Origin of the sequence: Moorella mulderi DSM 14980, from assembly GCF_001594015.1 — a bacterium.
Taxonomy (GTDB): domain Bacteria; phylum Bacillota; class DSM-521; order Neomoorellales; family Neomoorellaceae; genus Neomoorella; species Neomoorella mulderi.
The window spans coordinates 36,276-52,855 of record NZ_LTBC01000001.1 but is presented as its reverse complement, the minus strand read 5'-3'; the positions used below and the strand labels follow the sequence as shown (position 1 = coordinate 52,855).

The following is a 16,580-nucleotide window of genomic DNA, read 5'->3' as shown; positions in this document are numbered from 1 at the left end:
CTAACTGTCCAGCTCCAATACTTCGTGCTGCAGCTCCCACATCCGGCGGTAAAGTCCCTCTTGCCGGAGAAGTTCATCATGCCGTCCCCGCTGGACGATCCGCCCTTTATCCAGGACCAGGATCTCATCCATGGCTTCTAGGCCCGCCAGACGGTGGGTTATGATCAGGGTGGTCCGGCCGGCCATTAAACGGTAGACAGCCTGCCTTACTTCCCCCTCAGTCACCGTGTCCAGGCCCGATGTGGCCTCATCAAGTATCAGGATGGGGGCGTTTTTCAAAAGGGCGCGGGCGATGGCCAGACGCTGGCGCTGGCCCCCGGAGAGTTTCAATCCCTCTTCACCGATACAGGTTTCATATCCCCCGGGCAGGCTCTGGATAAATTCTTCCAGCCTGGCCTCCCGTGCGGCCTGCCGGATCTCCTCCCGGCTGGCACCCGGCCTGGCCAGTAGGAGGTTTTCGGCAATGGTGGCATGGAAGAGATGGGTTTGCTGGGAAACTACAGCTATCAGGCGGCGCAACTCTTCCTGGGGATAGGCCTTGAGTTCATACCCACCCAGGCGAATAGATCCTTCCTCGTAATCCCAGAAGCGCAGGAGCAGATTTACTAATGTGCTTTTTCCGGCCCCGCTGGGACCGACGATGGCCACCCGGCCCCCTTCTGGCAGGGTAAAGTCGATGCCGTCCAGGACCCAGGGTTCTTCCGGGGCGTAGCGAAAGCGCAGTCCTTTTACCTCCAGGTGGTAGTTTGCCGGCTGTGGCGGCGGGCCGGGCGGGTCCTGGACGGCAGGCCGGGTATCGATAAGGGCGAAGAGCCGCCGGGCTGCGGCCAGGCTTGCCTCCAGGTGCTCAAAGATCATAGGCAGGGGCAGGAGGCCTCAAAGCTAGCGGCCGCCCCCAGGGCCAGCATGGCCAGGTAGATACCGTCCAGCTGGCCGCGGTCCACCAGGGGGATGGCCAGCACCAGGACCGACCACAGGGCCAGGTTCATGGCCAGGCCTGTCAGGGCGGCTGCCAGCCCGGTCCTCCAGGCATCGTGGCCCTGGAGAACCAGCAGTTCCTGGCTCAAGGCGGCGATGCGTTCCTGCTGCTGCCTGGCGCGGCCGAAGGCCAGGATTTCAGGCATGCCTTGAACGGTATCCACCAGGGCGGCGTTAAGGGCCGCCCGCACCTCCCCCTGCTGACGGCCCGCACCCCGCCCGGCAGCCTTCAGGCCCAGGGGCACAATGATGCCAGCCCCAAGGAAAAATAACAGCCAGGCCAGGGCCGGTTTGATGGTAAAATAGGCCAGGAAAACGAAAACGGCCACCATTACCAGCAGGGCCACCAGGGGCGGGGCCAGGACGCGGAGATAAAAGTTTTCCAGGGTCGCCACATCGGCCACGACCCGGCTCAGTAAGTCACCACTGTGGTGGTCCGGTAACCGGGCCGGGGCCAGGGGTTCAAGGGCCTGGTAAAAGGAAACCCGCAGCCGGCTGAGGAAGTGCAAGGTTACGCTATGGTTGACGTAACGTTCCAGGTAACGGCTGGCGGCCCGGGAGATACCAAAAAAGCGCACCCCGACGATGGGGAGCATGAGGTCTAAAACCGGCGGGTGGAGGGCGGCGCCGGCAATGAGAAAGGCAGCGGTAGCCATGAGGCCGACGTTGCTGGCTATGGTAAAAAATCCAAGCAGGGTGGCTCCCAGCACAGCGGGCCAAGAGGATGCAAGCAGACCCAGGAGATGGATGAAAGTGTTGGTGGTAGTTCTCCGCTTAAAATGGGTAGGGGTTAACTGCCGGTACAGGGCGGTGCAGTTCTGGGGGCCAGGGGTAGGCGTGCTTCCAGGCTGGTGATGTTTTTGGCGGCATGAAAAGTACGGCATATCGAGAGAGCGTGTGGAGCGGGCAGCCATGCTAACGGATTGGCGCCGGTCCTGCCCGAAGGCATAGTCCTCCGCTCCAGCAAACTCTCCGGAGTGGAGCGAGTTAGCGGGCGCTGAGCTAATCTTGACCCTTCCGGTTGCGCAATGAAAGGCCGTGACCAGGCGGTAATAGGCACCCTGCCGCGCCATTAATGCCTCGTGCCGTCCTGCCTCCACCACGCGGCCGGAGGCCAGGACCACGATGCGGTCCGCCCGGTAGACGGTGCTGAGGCGGTGGGCGATAATCAGCACCGTGCGGTTTTCCATCAGGCGATCCAGGGCCGCCTGGATTAGCCGGTCAGTGGCTGGATCCAGGTTGGCCGTAGCTTCGTCCAGGATCAGTAAGGGGGCGTCCTTCAAAATTGCCCGGGCAATGGCCAGGCGCCGCGCCTGGCCGCTGCTCAAGCGCAGCCCCCGTTCACCGATGGGCGTATCATAACCCCGGGGCAGGGCGGCAATGAACTCGTGGGCCCCGGCGAGGCGGGCCGCGGCCACCACTTCCTCCCGCGAGGCTTCCGGACGTCCCAGGAGGATATTGTCGGCTATAGTACCGCTGAAAAGGTAGGGATGCTGGGGAACCAGAGCCACCTGCCGGCGCCATTCCTCCAGGGGGATCTGGTTTAAAGGAAGGCCGTTGACGGTAATCAGCCCCCGGCCAGGCTCCAGGAAACGCAGGAGCAGGTGGGCGATGGTGCTTTTCCCCCCGCCGCTGGGACCAACCAGGGCCACCTTTTCCCCCGGCCGGAGTTCCAGGGAGACCTCTTCCAGGGCCGGCCGCTCCCTATCCGGGTAAGTATAATGAACCCCTTCAAGGACAATATGCAGCCCCGGCGGTTGTATGCGGCTTTCCCTACCCGGCGGGAGATTTCCCGTTCCCGCGCCTCGAGGCAGGGATTTGACCCTTACGTCCGCTACTGCCGGGGCCGGGGTAGTGCAAGGGCCTGCCATATCCAGAACGGCGAAGATCCGCCGGGCGGCGCTGACGCCGGCCAGGCCGGCATGGAACTGGCTGCCCAGGAGGCGCAGGGGCAGGTAGAATTCCGGGGCCAGCAGCAAAAGGAAAAGGGCCTCATTAAAGGGTATTTGGGCATAAACCAGGCGCAGTCCCACGGTGACAGCCACCAGGGCGGTACTGATGGTAGCTACGAGTTCCAGCACCAGGGCCGAGAGAAAGGCCACCCGCAGCACTCCCAGGGTGGTGGACCGGAAACGGTCGCTGAGGCGGGCCAGGATTTCAGCTTGTTCTTTGCTGCGGCCGAAGATTTTCAGGGTGGTAAGGCCCTGCAGCACATCCAGGAAGTGGCCGCTTAGGCTGCTCAGAGTTTGCCACTGCTGTTGAGTGAGGCTTTCTGCCCGGTTGCCGATAAGGAGCATGAACAGGGGAAGCAGGGGAGCGGTAAAAAGGAGGAGCAGGCCGGAAAACAGGTCCAGGGGGAAGACGAAACCTAGGACCATCAGGGGCACCAGGGCCGCCAGAGCCAGCTGGGGCAAATAACGGGCAAAATAAGCCTCCAGGTCCTCAACTCCTTCCACCAGGACGTTGACCAGCTCCCCGGTATGCTCATCCTTCAAAGGTAACGGACCTACGGCCAGGAGGTGGCCCACCAGGCGCCGGCGCAGGTCATATTTGATCCGGGCCGCGGCCCGGTGGGCCGCCACTTCTACACCCCAGGCCAGGCCCGCCCGGAGGAAAATGATGCCCAGGAGGGCCATGAGCCAGTGCCAGACACCCCGCAGGTCCTGCCCTTCCAGGAAGACCCCGTTCACCACCCGGGCCAGGTAACCGGCCTGCAAGATGGCCAGCAAGCCGGCCGCCAGGCCCAGGCCCACGGTCACGGCCAGGTGCCAGCGCACCCGGCGTGCTTCGCCCAGGAGATTCCTTTCCAGCAGCAAATTACCTTCCCCTCTCTCCGCAGGACCTTCTTTGCTCTAACCCTCTCTGGTGCGTATTCGAAAACTCTTGGCTAGCCCCGTTCACCCTTTGCCGCACTTTCGAAACAAGAACGGGCGTAGCCAGTTCCGGCAAGCCCCCGGCCTCCAACTCCTAATATTCCAGGTCCCTGGCCTTAACCCGCTGGCGGAAGACCCAGTAGGTCCAGCCCTGGTAAAGGAGCACCACGGGTACCAGGGTGAAGGCGACGATGGTCATAACTTTAAGGGTATAGGGGCTGGAGGAGGCCTGGTAAATGGTCAGGCTCCACTGGGGGTTCAGGCTGGAAACCATCACCCGGGGAAAGAGTCCTCCAAAGAGAGCCGCAGTGCCCAGGAGGATGGCCAGACCGTTCAAGATAAAGGCCCCGCCGTAGCTCCGGGAGCTGAGCAACCACCAGGCCAGGAGAAGGGCCACCAGAGCGCCCCAGGCGGCGATTCCCGGTACCATCCGGGTAAAGATGTCGGTTTCCCGGTAACTCATAATTAGCAGCAGGAGGAGGGCCGCCACAGTGCCGGTACCTATCTTTAACCCTGCCTGCCGGGCGCGCTGCGGCAGTTCATCCCCGGTTTTGAGGGCCAGGAAAAGTGCCCCCTGTAGGGTGAAAAGGAGCAGAGAGGTCAAGCCCCCTAGCAGGGTGTAGGGGGAAAGGAGATCGAAAAAGGAACCGGCATACTGCATCCTGGCGTCAATGGGTACGCCCCGGATCAGGTTGGCCATGGCCACGCCCCAGAGAAGGGCCGGCAAGAGGCTTCCCAGGAAAAGCATCCAATCCCAAAAGTTACGCCAGGTACGACGTTCATCCTTGCTGCGGAATTCAAAGGCTACCCCGCGCAAGATTAAGGCTACGAGGATAAGGAATAACGCCAGGTAAAAGCCGCTGAAAAGGGTGGCGTACCAGTGGGGGAAGGCGGCAAACATGGCCCCGCCGGCGGTGAGCATCCACACCTCGTTGCCGTCCCAGAAGGGGCCGATGCTGTTAATGATGGCGCGGCGTTCCCCATCGCTTTTCCCCAGGAAAGGCAGCAGGATACCGACGCCGTAGTCAAAGCCCTCCAGGAAAAAGAAGCCGGCAAAAAGGACGGCTACCAGGATAAACCAGAGGACAGTTAGATCCATAAGGATACCTCCCCGGAATTATCTAACATCCTGGTGGCAGGAGTTGTCTCAACACCCTGCCGGGCGTATTTAGCCAGGAGGTAGACGTCGGCTACCGCCAGGACCCCGTACAGCAGGGTAAAAGCCACCAGGGTCGTCAAAATAGCGGCGGCGGATACCCCGGGCGAGACGGCCGCCTCGACCCGCTGCAGCCCGTAGACAATCCAGGGATAGCGACCGATCTCGGCCATCAACCAGCCGGCGGTGTTGGCGAGATAGGGCACGGGAATGCTCCAGAGGAGGGCTTTGAGGACCAGGGGTTTTTCTTCCAGGCGTCTCCGCCGCCACAGGTACAGGCTGTAAAGGGACAGTAAAATTAACCACAGCCCGGCGACGACCATCAGGCGGAAGCTCCAGAAGACCGGGGCGACCGGCGGGATATAACTGCCGGGGCCATAGCTGGCCTCTGCCGCGGCCTGGAGATCCTTCAGGCCTTTAACCTCGCCCTGGAAGCTGTTATAGGCAAGAAAGCTGGCCAGGGCGGGAATTTTAATCTCGAAGGTATTGGTCTGGGTTCTTTCATCAACCAGGGCCGCCAGGGCCAGGGGGGCCGGAGCGGCACTCTCCCACAAGGCCTCGGCGGCTGCCATCTTCATAGGCTGGGCACTTACCAAGTACTGGCCCTGGAAGTGGCCGACGGCCGCCACCAGCAGGCTGCTGATGACGCCCATTATCAAGGCCAGCCGGAAGGAACGGCGGAAGGGCTCTAATTGGCTTTGCCGCAGGAGATGATAGGCACTGATCCCCATGACAAAAAAGGCTGCCGTCACAAAGCCGGCCAGGACGGTGTGGGGGAATTGGTAGAGGACATGGGGGTTGGTCAGCAGGGCAAAGAAATCTGTCATCTCGGCCCGGCCGTTGCGCAGGACGTAACCTACCGGCTCCTGCATAAAGGAGTTGGCCACCAGGATCCAGAAGGCGGAAAGGTTGGTTCCGAAGGCCACCAGCCAGATACAGGCGGCATGGAGGGTTTTAGGCAGCTTATCCCAGCCAAAGAGCCACAGGCCCAGAAAGGTGGATTCCAGGAAAAAGGCGGCCAGGGCTTCTACGGCCAGGGGAGCGCCGAAAATATCCCCGACGAAGCGGGAGTACTCTGACCAGTTCATGCCGAAGTGAAACTCCTGGACGATACCGGTCACCACGCCCATGGCAAAGTTGATGAGGAAGAGCCTGCCCCAGAAGCGGGCCATGTTCTTGTAAGTTTCATCACCAGTGCGGACGTAGATGGTTTCCATGATGGCCACCAGGACGGATAGTCCCAGGGTCAGGGGAACGAAGAGGAAGTGGTAAACCGAGGTAATCCCGAACTGCCACCTGGCCAGCAAGAGTGCATCCATAACTTTTCTCCTCCCCTTAAAATACATAAAAGTATATCCAAATAGTATAGTTTATTTGAAAATAATCCCTCCTTTCAATCCTTCCCTCAACTTTTCCCGGCCAGCTCGGCAAAGTTGTAACGCTCCAGCTCCCGGCGCAGGACGGCCTGGACTGAGCCCAGGGCCCGGTGTACCGGGCAGTGAGGGGCGCCGTGTTTATTACAGTACTCCGGGTCCAGGAGGCAGCGGTTAATGCTGACTGGTCCTTCTACTGCTTCGACGACATCCAGCAGGGTAATTTCCCCAGCCGGCCGGGCCAGGGCAAAACCGCCGCTAATGCCGCGGTAGGATTGCACTATCCCGGCCTGCACCAGGGAACGCATGATTTTAAGCAAGAAGCGCATGGGGATATCTTCGCGGGACGCAATCGTCTGGGCTTCGGCGATGGTGCCTGGTTCCAGTTTCGCAAGGTACAGGACGGCGCGGAAGGCATAATCAGTGGCCTGGTTTAAGCGCATGTAAAACTACATCCGATCTAAAGTATATTCATTTGGTATAGTTTATAGTAATAATAACTCATTCTATTTTTCCTGTCAAGTTTTTCTATACCATCCTGTTAATACAGGGCCAGGCGATCGAGCTCTTTCAGCTTATTGCTGAACCAGGCGGCATGCAGGTCTTCATCAATTAGGTGGCTCCAGAGGAGGTTAAAAAGGGGTTTTTCGGCAACTTTGAGAATCAGCCGTTTGTAGTCAGCCATGGCCTTTTCTTCTAAAGTAATGTTGGCCCAGAGGAGGGTGCGGGTATTGGTCCAGTTGAGGATGGTCCCGGCTGCCACCCCCAGGAGGGGAGCAATGATGGCTCCCAGGCGGGTCGGGGTGGCGCCGCGGCGGCTGATTTCCGCTTCCAGGTTGATGACGTGTTCCTGTTCCATAGCCGCTATCCGGGTCAATACCTGCCGCAGGTAAATGTCCGTTGCTGCCCGGGCCTGGCTCTTATAGAGGTCTACCTGCTCGATTTCCAGGCTGTAGAACCAGTTGAGGCTACGGATAAGGTCCTTTTCTTCCAAGCACGGCACCCCTTAATTAACCTTTACCGGAAAGGGTATAGTTATACGGCCGGGGCAATCTTTTTTCATTCAGGGCCAGCATTTTTCAGAATTCCAGTTTCCAGGGCCTCTGCTGGCGTCAAAGCTGGTATGGACAACTGCTGGAGGAAATGCCTGGCGTTCCAGCTAACATAGTGCGATACCAGTGGACCCATGTTTCGTACCGTATAGATAATTAGCGCATCGCCAAAGCTGGCCTTTTTGCTTATGATGGCCAGGATACTTTTTACTGTTAGGCGCGGCAGGTACTCCTTTGAGGGCGGGTAAATTTGCAGGTTGTAATGGGTCGGCAAATGACAATAAAGGTTTAATAGCTGCTGCTCGTTTAAGTTATAGGAAAGGATACCACATACCTCTAAAACATTGAAGATCGATGTAATACCTTGTTGCTTGCCATGCTTGAGCCCGGCTAAAAAAGCAGCGTTTTCTTTATACTTAGTGTCACGGCGATAGCGCAGGTCGATTAGTAATACATCAGAATCTACGAATATCACTTTTGCCGCCTGCTTTCCTTGAGAGCTTCGTGCCAGTCAGGGTAATATGGCTCGCTGGCTTCCAGGGCCCGTTCAATATCTGCCCACGCCTCATGATAGGGAAGAGGGGAAAATTCGGGAGTGTCATTTTCAAAGGGTATTAGCCATGCCACAGGCTTACCCCGATGCGTAATGGCAAAACGTTCCCCGGCCCTAACCTTCTCTAATATCTTTCCAGTATAAATACGTAGCTCCTTGCTGGTGGCAAATTCCAATGCGTTTCCCCCCAAGAAGGTATTAGTTAGAACTTAAGTTTACCTTAAGTATATACTTGAAAATAACTCCAGTCAAGGAATCCCCGATATCCTGTTGCCAAAAAACGCATTAGCCCCGGTTACGATACCGGGGCTAACGCAGCGATACAACCGCCAGAACGGCTGTCAGGAGCAGGCACGAAGAGATTACCCCTATGTCCAGTAGCTGGAAGGTCGAGGTGTGCAGGCTGGTACGGGGGCCGGCGCCAAAAGCGCGGGTTTCCATGGAGATGGCCATGGTCCGGGCCCGCTGGACGGACATGAGGAGGAGAGGGAGGGCCAGGGGAATGAGGGCCAGAAAGCGCTTGATAATATTGCGGCCTTCCAGGTCGTAGGCCCAGGCCCGCTGGGCCTGGATGACCAGGCTCAATTCTTCCTGCAGGGTAGGGATAAACCTTAAAGAGGTTACCAGCATCAGGGCATAGACATAGGGCACCTTCAGTTTTTCCACAAAGGCGACAATCATATCCTTGGGCGGGGTGGTGGCCAGGAGAACGGGAATGGTAGATGTCATGGCCAGCATCCTTAAAGCGAGCATGGTGCAGGCCTTGAGCCCCACGTCGGTGATGCGGCCGATGCCGGTGCCGGGTACCAGGGTAAAAACAACCTGGCCCTCGTCGATTAAAAAGACCTGAAAGAGGAAAAAGATGGCGGCAAATATTATAAGCCCCCGGATGGCGGGCAAGATTTCCCGCAACACCTTACCAATCAGGGCGACGGCCAGGACCGAGGCCCAGAGGCTTAAGATGGGCAGGGGTTCCTGGTAGACAAAGGCCAGGGTAATAACGGCCAGGGACCAGACGACTTTGGTAAGGGGGTTGAGTTTATGCAGGAAGGACTTGCCGGGCATCTACCTCACCCCTTAAAGCGGCGATAATTTCGGCATACAATTCTTCTACCGTCAGGACGGGGCGCAGGAGTCCCTGTTCCTGGTAAGGACGGGCGAGCTGGATGACCTGGGGAGGTACGAGGCCGGTTGCGGCCAGAATATCTTCCCGGGCAAAAACTGTCGCCACGGGCCCATCCAGGAGCAACCGTCCTTCCCCCAGGACGAGGGCCCGGCCGGCGAAGCGGGCCACCATTTCCATATCGTGGCTGACGAGGAGTACTGTGTGGCCTTGCTGGTGCAGCTTCTTGACAAGCCTCATTATTTCCAGGGCTTCGCGGTAATCCTGGCCGGTGGTGGGTTCGTCCAGGACCAGGACTTCCGGCTGCATGGCCAGGACGGAGGCCAGGGCCACCCGCTGGCGCTGGCCTTTGCTGAGCTGCCGGGGGTTAACGTCAAGATAAGGAGTGAGGCCTACGGCGGCAGCCGCTTCCGCCACCCTATCTTCCAGGGCCGCCCCTTTGAGACCTAAATTCTTAGGACCGAAGGCCAGTTCTTCCCTGACGGTGGGCAGGAAGATCTGGTGATCCGGGTTTTGAAAAAGGAAACCTACCTTGCGCGCCAGTTCAGCCACCCGCGCCCGGGCCGTATCCAGGCCGCCGATCAGGATCCTGCCCGCTGTGGGTTTAAGAAGCCCGTTCAGGAGCTTGAGGAGGGTGGTTTTCCCGGCGCCGTTCTGGCCGATGAGGGCCACGAATTCCCCGGACCGGATATGAAAGGATAGGTCCCTGAGGGCTTGGAAACCGTTGGGGTAAGTAAACTCTACATTTTCAGCCCGGATCATTTTTTTGCGCCTCCAAATATAGGTTGCCGCCCCGTACTGATGGCGACAGCTTTCAGGTATCTTTTACCGCCGGCTGGCAGCGTTTTTCTCTCGCCATGATCCCTGCACAGCAGTTGCCCTCAACTCGCCCGCAAAGGTTAGCCGGTTATAAGATGAGGCATTTACTGATTGCACTATGGTATTGCCCTGCCCGTACCAGATCCCTGGCTGTAAATAAATGCGGCCGGGAAGCTGCTCACCCCTGTGGAGTCTCCATAAGAAACAGGACCATCTATCTTATAACTTACCTGCGTACCGCTATGCCCTGGACGCCCGGCTCCCAAGCAGGCGCCCCAGTTCCCGCTGTCCTTCGTCTACCTCCAGGGGCAGGTCGCCGTGATAGACGCCGGCCCGGCGTAGCATCCGGAACAGGGCTGTCACCGGGGGTACCTCCAGGCCCAGTTCGGTCGTCAATTTCTCCTGGGCCAGGATCTGGCGCGGGCTGGCATCGGCCACGATGCGGCCCTTGTTAAGACAGACCAGCCGGGGGACCCGGGGGGCGAGGACACTAATTTTTTGTTCAATCAACAGGATGGTTATACCATAGTCCCGGTTGAGCCGCTGCAGGAGGGCCACGATTTCCAAGGTCCCCCGGGGGTCGAGTTCGGAAGTCGGTTCATCCAGCACCAGCACCCGGGGCCTTAAAGCCACGGCAGCGGCAATGGCCACCTTTTGCTTCTGGCCGCCGGATAATTCCCGTAAACTACGGTGGCGCAGGCTGGCTATGCCCACCATTTCCAGGGCGGCGCCAATGCGCTGCCGCATTTCTTCCCGGGGGACGGCCAGGTTTTCCAGGCCGAAGGCCAGCTCATCCTCGACTACTTCCGCCACCAGCTGGGCTTCCGGGTCCTGGAAGACGCTGCCGATAACCCCGGCCAGCCGGGCGCAGGGGGTTTTTGCCGTGTCTAAACCGGCAACCATTACCCTGCCGCCCATACGGCCTCCCTGAAAATTGGGGATGATGCCGTTCAGGGCCAGGGCCAGGGTGGTTTTGCCGGCGCCGGTAGGGCCGGTCAGGCCTAAAAATTCTCCCGCTTGGACGGTCAGGTTTATTCCGGCCAGGGCTGGCACCTGGCTGTCGGGATAGTAAAAAGTAAAATTCTCTACCTTAATAATAGGTTCCATGAACCGGCCTCCGCGCTGCTGCGCTCTGTCAGGTTAAACATTTTTCAGCAGTTGTTTTAAGGGGAAATAGAGTACCTGGGCCAGGACGGCGTTAAAGATGCCGGTAACAATAACTACCATGAGAAGATAAGTGTAAGCTGGATTTTTGGGTAAAGTAGCAAAGAGAGTTATGGCTTTAAAGATAGTAATGTACGTAAAACCGCTGGCAAAGGTACCCAGGAAGGTGACTACCAGAGGTTTCACTACCCTGAAGAAGCTGTTTTTGTCAAAGGGCAGGTAGAGTAAAAGGGCGGTAACAATAGCTCCTACCGGTTCGCTGGCAAAATTCAGGTAGGGCAGCAAGGATTTGGTGGTCAGCTGGCAGACGGCGGCTGCCACCAGGCCGATCCCCAGCACCTGGGGCAGGCGGGGCCTGAGGAGCATAATGGCCAGGACATACATACCGATGACTACGTTGGGGGTAATGCCAAAGAAAGGCGGGGTGATCATCCTAAGTACCGCGCCTGCTGCCAGCAGGACGGCCACCACGACCACGTCCATGGCCTGCAGCCCCTGCTTTTCCACCCGGGTTACTTTGACCTCTTCCATTGATAACTCCCCCTTGATGATGAATTATTACTGCCGGCGGGGCTGCAGCCCCGGAACGGCTGGATAAATAAAAAACAGCCTGACGAAAACCGCCAGGCTGTGATTGCCTAAAACTCCGGCCAGTCTCGTCTCTCCTCATCTCTATACTTGGCTCTCAACTCAGCTCAAGCTTGGCAATGGTGAACAGGTAAACCTATTGTTTGTTTTCCTTAGCAGGTTACCTTTAGCATACCAGGGGGAGAGAGTTCCTGTCAAGGGGGTGATCAGGTAATAATTCGGCACGTATCTTTAAACTATCACATAAGCCTTGACATGGCCTGCGCTTGTGCCTATACTGTATATAGATAGTATATACAGTAGTTTCTCCGGGGCATCGGTCCGAGGGGGAACTGGTCACCCGAAAGTGTAAAAGGGGAGGATGCCCTTGCTCCTCAAAATATCCGGGGAAAACCCGGAGCCCATGTACCAGCAGATCATTAACGAAATTCGCCGCCTGATTCTCACCGGCGAGCTTTCTCCGGGGGACCCCCTGCCCTCCATCCGCGAACTGGCCCAGCAGCTGACCACCAGTGTCATTACCACCCGGCGGGCTTACCTGGAGCTGGAGCGGGAGGGTTTGCTTACCACCCGCCAGGGGGTGGGGACCTTTGTAGCCCGGGTCGACCGGGAAAGCGCCCGCGCGGCAGCCAGGAAAATAGCGGCCGGATTGCTTAGCCGGGCTCTGGAGGAGGCCCGCAGGCTGGGACTCACTGATGACGAAATCAGCGCCATTTTCCACGGCATCCTGCAAGGAGGTAACGGCAAACTATGATCGCCGCCCTGGAAGTACAGAACTTAAAGAAGTCTTTCCCTGGTTTCACCCTGGGACCCCTGTCCCTGGAACTGCCCGCCGGTTATATCATGGGCTTCATCGGTCCTAACGGCGCCGGCAAAAGCACCACCATTAAATGCCTGTTGAACCTTTTCCACCCCGACGACGGGGAAATCCGGGTATATGGCCTGGATTCCCACAGGGACGAACTGGAAATTCGCCAGGTGGTGGGTTACGTTGCCGAAACCCACCCCTATTACCAGGACATGACGGTGGCATGGACGGCCGGCTTTTATGCCCGCCTTTACCGTCACTGGGACGATGGACTGTGCCGCCGGCTCCTGGAAAAGTTTAATGTGCCCCGCGACAGGAAGATTAAAGAACTTTCCAAGGGGACCCGGGCCAAACTCTCCCTGGCCCTGGCGCTGGCCCACCATCCCCGCCTGCTTATCCTGGATGAGCCCATGGCCGGCCTGGACCCCATCGCCCGGCACGACGTCCTCCAGGAGATGCTGGCCTTCATCCAGGATGAAACACGGGCCATTTTTTTCTCCACCCACATTATGGAAGACGTGGAGAAGGTGGCTGACTATGTGGCGGTTTTAAACGAGGGCAGATTGCTCCTGTGCCAGGAGAAGGACGACCTCCTGGCCGACTGGAAGGGCCTGGCCTTCCCTGCTTCCCGCCTGGAGGAATTGAAGCCCTGGCTTAAAACCTGGCAGCAGGAAGGCGGCCGTTGCCTGGGGGTAACGGGCAGTTACCGTGACCTGCTGCAGCAACGCCCGGAGGCGGCCCGGTACCTTGAGGCGAGCCCCCTGAAGCTGGAAGACCTGCTCCTGGCGGCTGTAAGGCAGGGAAAAACTGGCCGCAACTGAAGTTGGACAGGGCAATCACAGGAGGGGGATCAACTTCCAACGACGCAAGTAAAGTGAAAGCTATTTTCTCACCAAAATTAAAATCCAGGGGGAGAAAACCATGTGGACCCTTATCACTAAAGACCTGATGGTTGCGCGCTCGAGTATGTTGACCTACGCCTTGATGGCTGCGGCCATGATCTTATTTTTTAGCCGGATGGAAATGGGGAGCGCCTTCATAGCTACCTGGAGCATCGTTTTACCCTACTTTTTTAGCGGCCGTATATGTTATCAGGAGGAAGTAGAAGGGGGCCTGGGCTTGCTGCGCTCCCTGCCAGTAAGCCCCGGCGCCATTGTGGCCAGCAAATTTGCCGGCGGCCTGTTGCTAACAATAGGCGGCAGCCTCCTGGTAATCGCTGCGGGCGGCCTGGCGCACTGGCTGGGCTGGTTTGCGCCCCAGGGTGGGGTCAGTCTAATCATATCCCTGGCTTTCTCCCTGGCCCTGGTGCTGGTTCTGGAAGGATTGTTTTTCCTGGTCTTCTTTACCTGGGATTATAAACGCGCTTCTAATGTGATGCTGTTACCCCTTCTGGGCCTTTTACCCCTGGCGTTCCCCTCCTTTTTTCGCCCGGTCATCAGGTGGGTGGTGGATCGTATAACTGTAGATTCCTGGTACTTCCTGACGGGATTGCTGCTGGCATCCCTGATCTGCTACCTGGCCTTCGGGCTGCTGGCCGCATGGGTGTTCAGCCGGAGGGATGTAGGATAGGATATTCTCTGCTATAAATTTCCCCGGCCGGCAGGAGAAATCTGGCAGGGTAGAGAATTACTAAACAATAAGAGAGGTACAGGGGGAAGAACAGCGAAAGGGGAGAAGGGAAAAGTATGAAAAAGTGGTTTCAGGTGTTGATACTTGCCGTGGGCCTGATCCTGGCCCTGGCACCGGCGGCCCTGGCCGGAACGGTCACCGGCGACCAGCTCCGCCAGGTATTTCCCCAGACCCCGGCGCCGGGGAAGACCCTGACCCGGGGTGAGTTTGCCGCCCTGCTGGCCCGGGCGGCGGGGATGCAGGTGACGGCCGACACTGCTGATACCCAGGGGGATGCCTGGTATAGCCCGGCGGTAATGGCTTTGAAGGAAAAAAGTGTCATCAGGGGCTACCCCGACGGCGGCCTGCACACCGACCGGCCGGTTACCCTGCTGGAAGCGGCGGTGATGGCCTCCCGGGTCCTGGGGCTGCCTGACGGCGTCGCCGCGCCGGATGTAAAGGGGTCCCTGGGGCGGGAGAGCTGGGGTTATACCCCCTATGCCTGGCTGGTACGGGCCGGCCTGCTGCAGCCCGACCAGGACGCGGCCGCGATCCTGACCGTGGATGAGGGCGTTGCTTTCCTGGCCAGGGTTTTTGGCAGCGACCCGGAGGCGGAAAAGATTGTCCAGGCCGCCAAGCAGGCCCAGGCTAAGGTCAAAGACGTGAAATTCGCCGGCAGCATGGCTATAAGCGCGCGCTTGCGGCCCGGGGTTGCCGGGGAAGTGCCAGCAGTATCCATGCAGGGCAATATCGTGAGCGAGTTCAGCTATCCCTTGAGCCTGCACCAGAAGGTGGACATGACCTTTAACCTGCCGGCTGAGAAAACACCGGGTGAAGACCTGCCGGCGGGCGGTAAGATGCAGATGACTATGGAACAGTACCTGGTGGACGGGACTATGTACCAGAAGATAGAGATTCCCGGTATGGAAAAACCCCAGTGGATGAAGCTACCCAAAGAAGCTCTACCGGATCTGCAAACCCTGGTAGAACAGAGCAGGAGCGCGGCGGGGTTACCGCCGGGGCTAAAGGACAGTTTCCACTTCCGGTACCTGGGCGAGGGTATAGAGAACGGGCATAAGGTTCACCGTATCGCCTACTACGGGCGGATTGACGACTGGCAGGCCCTGATGCAGGCCCTGCCTGGTGGGTTGACCCCGGAGATGGAGCAGGCCTTGAACCAGGCCGGCGGCGTCTTGAAGTCCATTTCCTTCTGGAGCGAGGAAGCCATCGGCATGGAGGATAACCTTACTTATGCGTCAGAAATAACCTGCCTGGTGGCTTTTGCGGACAGATTCCAGGAAGAAGCCGTGCCCCTGGAGACCATGACCATCAACATGAAGGTTACGGATTACCAGTATAACAGCGGCGTAAAGATCGAGCTGCCCGCCGAAGCCCTGGCGGCACCGGAAATACCACTGACGCCCTCACAACCTGATGTAAACCCATCCGGGGGCCAGAAGATACAGGGGTAGGCATAACTTAGACCCAATTCAAGCCTCAACCGGCGCGGGAAACGCCCGTTGCCGGCCTGAAGTACCTGGAGGCCACGTATCCGGAAGGACATGGCCTTTTTCTGTACCCTGCAACGAGGAGATTGCCGCGGCCGGCCAGCAAGATCCCTGTCCGGGAAACTGCCTTGCCATACTGCGTCCGTTATAGTATGATAGGGACGGAAAAATGTGCCACGGGGGCGATGCCTTTGCGTCTAGGGGCGGCCCAGATGTTTATCGCCGACAGCCCGGCCGTCAATGAGGCGACAATCTTGCGCCTGGCCGCGGAAGCGGCCGGGCGGGGTGTGGAACTGCTGGCTTTTCCGGAAATGAGTCTGACGGGATATAATCCGGCCACCCTTGGCCGGCCGGGGTTTAAGGAGGAGCTGGATGGCGCCCTGACCAGGATTGCCCGGGCAGCGGCCGACCTGGGTGTGGGTTTGCTTGTCGGCCGGGCCGAGTTCGCCGGCGAACACCTATTCAATGCCGCCTCGGTGTTCCTACCCGACGGCAGTGTCCATACCTATCGCAAGATTTACCTGACGGAGGCCGAGGCCCGCTATTTTAGCCCGGGTGCCGATCGTCTGGTCTTTAGCTATAAAGGAAACTGGTTCGGGGTCATCATCTGCCGCGACCAGAATTATCCCGAACTGGCCCGGCAGATCGCGGCGGAAGGGGCCCGGGCCCTGTTCATCCTTTCCGCCCACTACTACCAACCGGGCGAGGCCCGCTGGAAGCTGCCCAAAAACCGCGCCCTGCCCATCGCCAGGGCGGTGGAGAACCGCTGTTACGTCATCCTGGCCAACGCCGTAGGCAGCCACATTGGCATGGTGAGCCTGGGTAACAGTCTGATTGCCGACCCGGAGGGAGGTCTGGTAGTTATGGCTGATGAAGCCTCGGAGACGCTGCTGACATGCGACCTGCCGGAGGACAACGTACATCAGGCCAGATGAAGGCGGGGTAATGGGCTATAATTAATAATTTAATAATTAAAG

Annotated in this window: 17 protein-coding genes and 1 pseudogene; 5 read left to right on the top strand and 13 right to left on the bottom strand. The window is 58.6% G+C overall.

Features of this window, described 5'->3' with window-relative positions:
• The 13 genes and pseudogenes from MOMUL_RS17010 to MOMUL_RS00210 all read right to left on the bottom strand — a co-directional run bounded on the left by MOMUL_RS17010 (nucleotide 1) and on the right by MOMUL_RS00210 (nucleotide 11,622).
• Nucleotides 1-858 carry an ABC transporter ATP-binding protein gene (locus MOMUL_RS17010; protein WP_201786439.1) on the bottom strand — a complete coding sequence of 286 codons (858 nt, stop codon included), beginning with the start codon at nucleotides 856-858 and terminating at the stop codon, nucleotides 1-3.
• A complete protein-coding gene (locus MOMUL_RS17720) occupies nucleotides 855-1,634 on the bottom strand; it encodes an ABC transporter transmembrane domain-containing protein (protein WP_407937681.1) in 780 nt (259 codons plus the stop codon). The genes MOMUL_RS17010 and MOMUL_RS17720 overlap by 4 nt, the downstream gene beginning before the upstream one ends.
• 375 nt (nucleotides 1,635-2,009) lie before the next feature.
• A pseudogene (gene cydD / locus MOMUL_RS17715) lies at nucleotides 2,010-3,791 on the bottom strand (thiol reductant ABC exporter subunit CydD); the annotation flags it as partial.
• Between the two features lie 154 nt (nucleotides 3,792-3,945).
• Nucleotides 3,946-4,950: a cytochrome d ubiquinol oxidase subunit II gene (gene cydB, locus MOMUL_RS00255; protein WP_062280031.1), complete on the bottom strand. Its 1,005-nt coding sequence runs from the start codon at nucleotides 4,948-4,950 to the stop codon at nucleotides 3,946-3,948.
• Complete coding sequence (locus MOMUL_RS00250) at nucleotides 4,941-6,326, bottom strand: cytochrome ubiquinol oxidase subunit I (RefSeq protein ID WP_062280028.1); 1,386 nt, start codon at nucleotides 6,324-6,326, stop codon at nucleotides 4,941-4,943. The genes cydB and MOMUL_RS00250 overlap by 10 nt, the downstream gene beginning before the upstream one ends.
• Nucleotides 6,327-6,412: 86 nt before the next feature.
• On the bottom strand, nucleotides 6,413-6,823 hold the full coding sequence (locus MOMUL_RS00245) for an RrF2 family transcriptional regulator (protein WP_062280025.1): 411 nt from the start codon (nucleotides 6,821-6,823) through the stop codon (nucleotides 6,413-6,415).
• 98 nt (nucleotides 6,824-6,921) lie between these two features.
• On the bottom strand, nucleotides 6,922-7,383 hold the full coding sequence (locus MOMUL_RS00240; protein WP_236712922.1) for a ferritin-like domain-containing protein: 462 nt from the start codon (nucleotides 7,381-7,383) through the stop codon (nucleotides 6,922-6,924).
• Nucleotides 7,384-7,439: 56 nt separating this feature from the next.
• Nucleotides 7,440-7,907, bottom strand: coding sequence for a hypothetical protein (locus MOMUL_RS00235; RefSeq protein WP_062280023.1), 468 nt, complete (start codon nucleotides 7,905-7,907; stop codon nucleotides 7,440-7,442).
• Nucleotides 7,904-8,161: a type II toxin-antitoxin system Phd/YefM family antitoxin gene (locus MOMUL_RS00230; RefSeq protein ID WP_054938000.1), complete on the bottom strand. Its 258-nt coding sequence runs from the start codon at nucleotides 8,159-8,161 to the stop codon at nucleotides 7,904-7,906. The genes MOMUL_RS00235 and MOMUL_RS00230 overlap by 4 nt, the downstream gene beginning before the upstream one ends.
• A 133-nt stretch (nucleotides 8,162-8,294) precedes the next feature.
• Complete coding sequence (locus tag MOMUL_RS00225; protein WP_062280020.1) at nucleotides 8,295-9,050, bottom strand: energy-coupling factor transporter transmembrane component T family protein; 756 nt, start codon at nucleotides 9,048-9,050, stop codon at nucleotides 8,295-8,297.
• On the bottom strand, nucleotides 9,025-9,870 hold the full coding sequence (locus MOMUL_RS00220) for an energy-coupling factor ABC transporter ATP-binding protein (RefSeq protein ID WP_062280017.1): 846 nt from the start codon (nucleotides 9,868-9,870) through the stop codon (nucleotides 9,025-9,027). The genes MOMUL_RS00225 and MOMUL_RS00220 overlap by 26 nt, the downstream gene beginning before the upstream one ends.
• A 297-nt stretch (nucleotides 9,871-10,167) precedes the next feature.
• Nucleotides 10,168-11,034, bottom strand: coding sequence for an energy-coupling factor ABC transporter ATP-binding protein (locus MOMUL_RS00215; RefSeq protein WP_062280013.1), 867 nt, complete (start codon nucleotides 11,032-11,034; stop codon nucleotides 10,168-10,170).
• A gap of 33 nt (nucleotides 11,035-11,067) precedes the next feature.
• Nucleotides 11,068-11,622 carry a tryptophan transporter gene (locus MOMUL_RS00210; RefSeq protein ID WP_062280010.1) on the bottom strand — a complete coding sequence of 185 codons (555 nt, stop codon included), beginning with the start codon at nucleotides 11,620-11,622 and terminating at the stop codon, nucleotides 11,068-11,070.
• A gap of 424 nt (nucleotides 11,623-12,046) precedes the next feature.
• Here MOMUL_RS00210 and MOMUL_RS00205 point away from each other — a divergent pair, with 424 nt between their 5' ends.
• The 5 genes from MOMUL_RS00205 to MOMUL_RS00185 all read left to right on the top strand — a co-directional run bounded on the left by MOMUL_RS00205 (nucleotide 12,047) and on the right by MOMUL_RS00185 (nucleotide 16,538).
• Nucleotides 12,047-12,433, top strand: a complete 387-nt coding sequence (locus MOMUL_RS00205) for a GntR family transcriptional regulator (protein WP_062280007.1) — start codon at nucleotides 12,047-12,049, stop codon at nucleotides 12,431-12,433.
• Complete coding sequence (locus MOMUL_RS00200; RefSeq protein ID WP_062280004.1) at nucleotides 12,430-13,308, top strand: ABC transporter ATP-binding protein; 879 nt, start codon at nucleotides 12,430-12,432, stop codon at nucleotides 13,306-13,308. The genes MOMUL_RS00205 and MOMUL_RS00200 overlap by 4 nt, the downstream gene beginning before the upstream one ends.
• 76 nt (nucleotides 13,309-13,384) lie before the next feature.
• Nucleotides 13,385-14,056: an ABC-2 transporter permease gene (locus MOMUL_RS00195; protein WP_330219163.1), complete on the top strand. Its 672-nt coding sequence runs from the start codon at nucleotides 13,385-13,387 to the stop codon at nucleotides 14,054-14,056.
• 116 nt (nucleotides 14,057-14,172) lie between these two features.
• On the top strand, nucleotides 14,173-15,567 hold the full coding sequence (locus MOMUL_RS00190; protein WP_062279999.1) for an S-layer homology domain-containing protein: 1,395 nt from the start codon (nucleotides 14,173-14,175) through the stop codon (nucleotides 15,565-15,567).
• Between the two features lie 188 nt (nucleotides 15,568-15,755).
• Nucleotides 15,756-16,538 carry a carbon-nitrogen hydrolase family protein gene (locus tag MOMUL_RS00185; RefSeq protein WP_236712921.1) on the top strand — a complete coding sequence of 261 codons (783 nt, stop codon included), beginning with the start codon at nucleotides 15,756-15,758 and terminating at the stop codon, nucleotides 16,536-16,538.
• The last annotated feature ends 42 nt before the right edge of the window (nucleotides 16,539-16,580 follow it).

Excerpts from the sequence above, each read along its gene's own strand:
- MOMUL_RS00190 (WP_062279999.1), top strand. The coding sequence starts at position 14,173 with ATGAAAAAGTGGTTTCAGGTGTTGATACTTGCCGTGGGCCTGATCCTG.
- MOMUL_RS00200 (WP_062280004.1), top strand. The coding sequence starts at position 12,430 with ATGATCGCCGCCCTGGAAGTACAGAACTTAAAGAAGTCTTTCCCTGGT.
- MOMUL_RS17720 (WP_407937681.1), bottom strand. The coding sequence starts at position 1,634 with ATGGCTACCGCTGCCTTTCTCATTGCCGGCGCCGCCCTCCACCCGCCG.
- cydB (WP_062280031.1), bottom strand. The coding sequence starts at position 4,950 with ATGGATCTAACTGTCCTCTGGTTTATCCTGGTAGCCGTCCTTTTTGCC.
- MOMUL_RS00210 (WP_062280010.1), bottom strand. The coding sequence starts at position 11,622 with ATGGAAGAGGTCAAAGTAACCCGGGTGGAAAAGCAGGGGCTGCAGGCC.
- MOMUL_RS00225 (WP_062280020.1), bottom strand. The coding sequence starts at position 9,050 with ATGCCCGGCAAGTCCTTCCTGCATAAACTCAACCCCCTTACCAAAGTC.
- MOMUL_RS00245 (WP_062280025.1), bottom strand. The coding sequence starts at position 6,823 with ATGCGCTTAAACCAGGCCACTGATTATGCCTTCCGCGCCGTCCTGTAC.
- MOMUL_RS00185 (WP_236712921.1), top strand. The coding sequence starts at position 15,756 with ATGATAGGGACGGAAAAATGTGCCACGGGGGCGATGCCTTTGCGTCTA.
- MOMUL_RS00215 (WP_062280013.1), bottom strand. The coding sequence starts at position 11,034 with ATGGAACCTATTATTAAGGTAGAGAATTTTACTTTTTACTATCCCGAC.
- MOMUL_RS00220 (WP_062280017.1), bottom strand. The coding sequence starts at position 9,870 with ATGATCCGGGCTGAAAATGTAGAGTTTACTTACCCCAACGGTTTCCAA.
- MOMUL_RS17010 (WP_201786439.1), bottom strand. The coding sequence starts at position 858 with ATGATCTTTGAGCACCTGGAGGCAAGCCTGGCCGCAGCCCGGCGGCTC.
- MOMUL_RS00250 (WP_062280028.1), bottom strand. The coding sequence starts at position 6,326 with ATGGATGCACTCTTGCTGGCCAGGTGGCAGTTCGGGATTACCTCGGTT.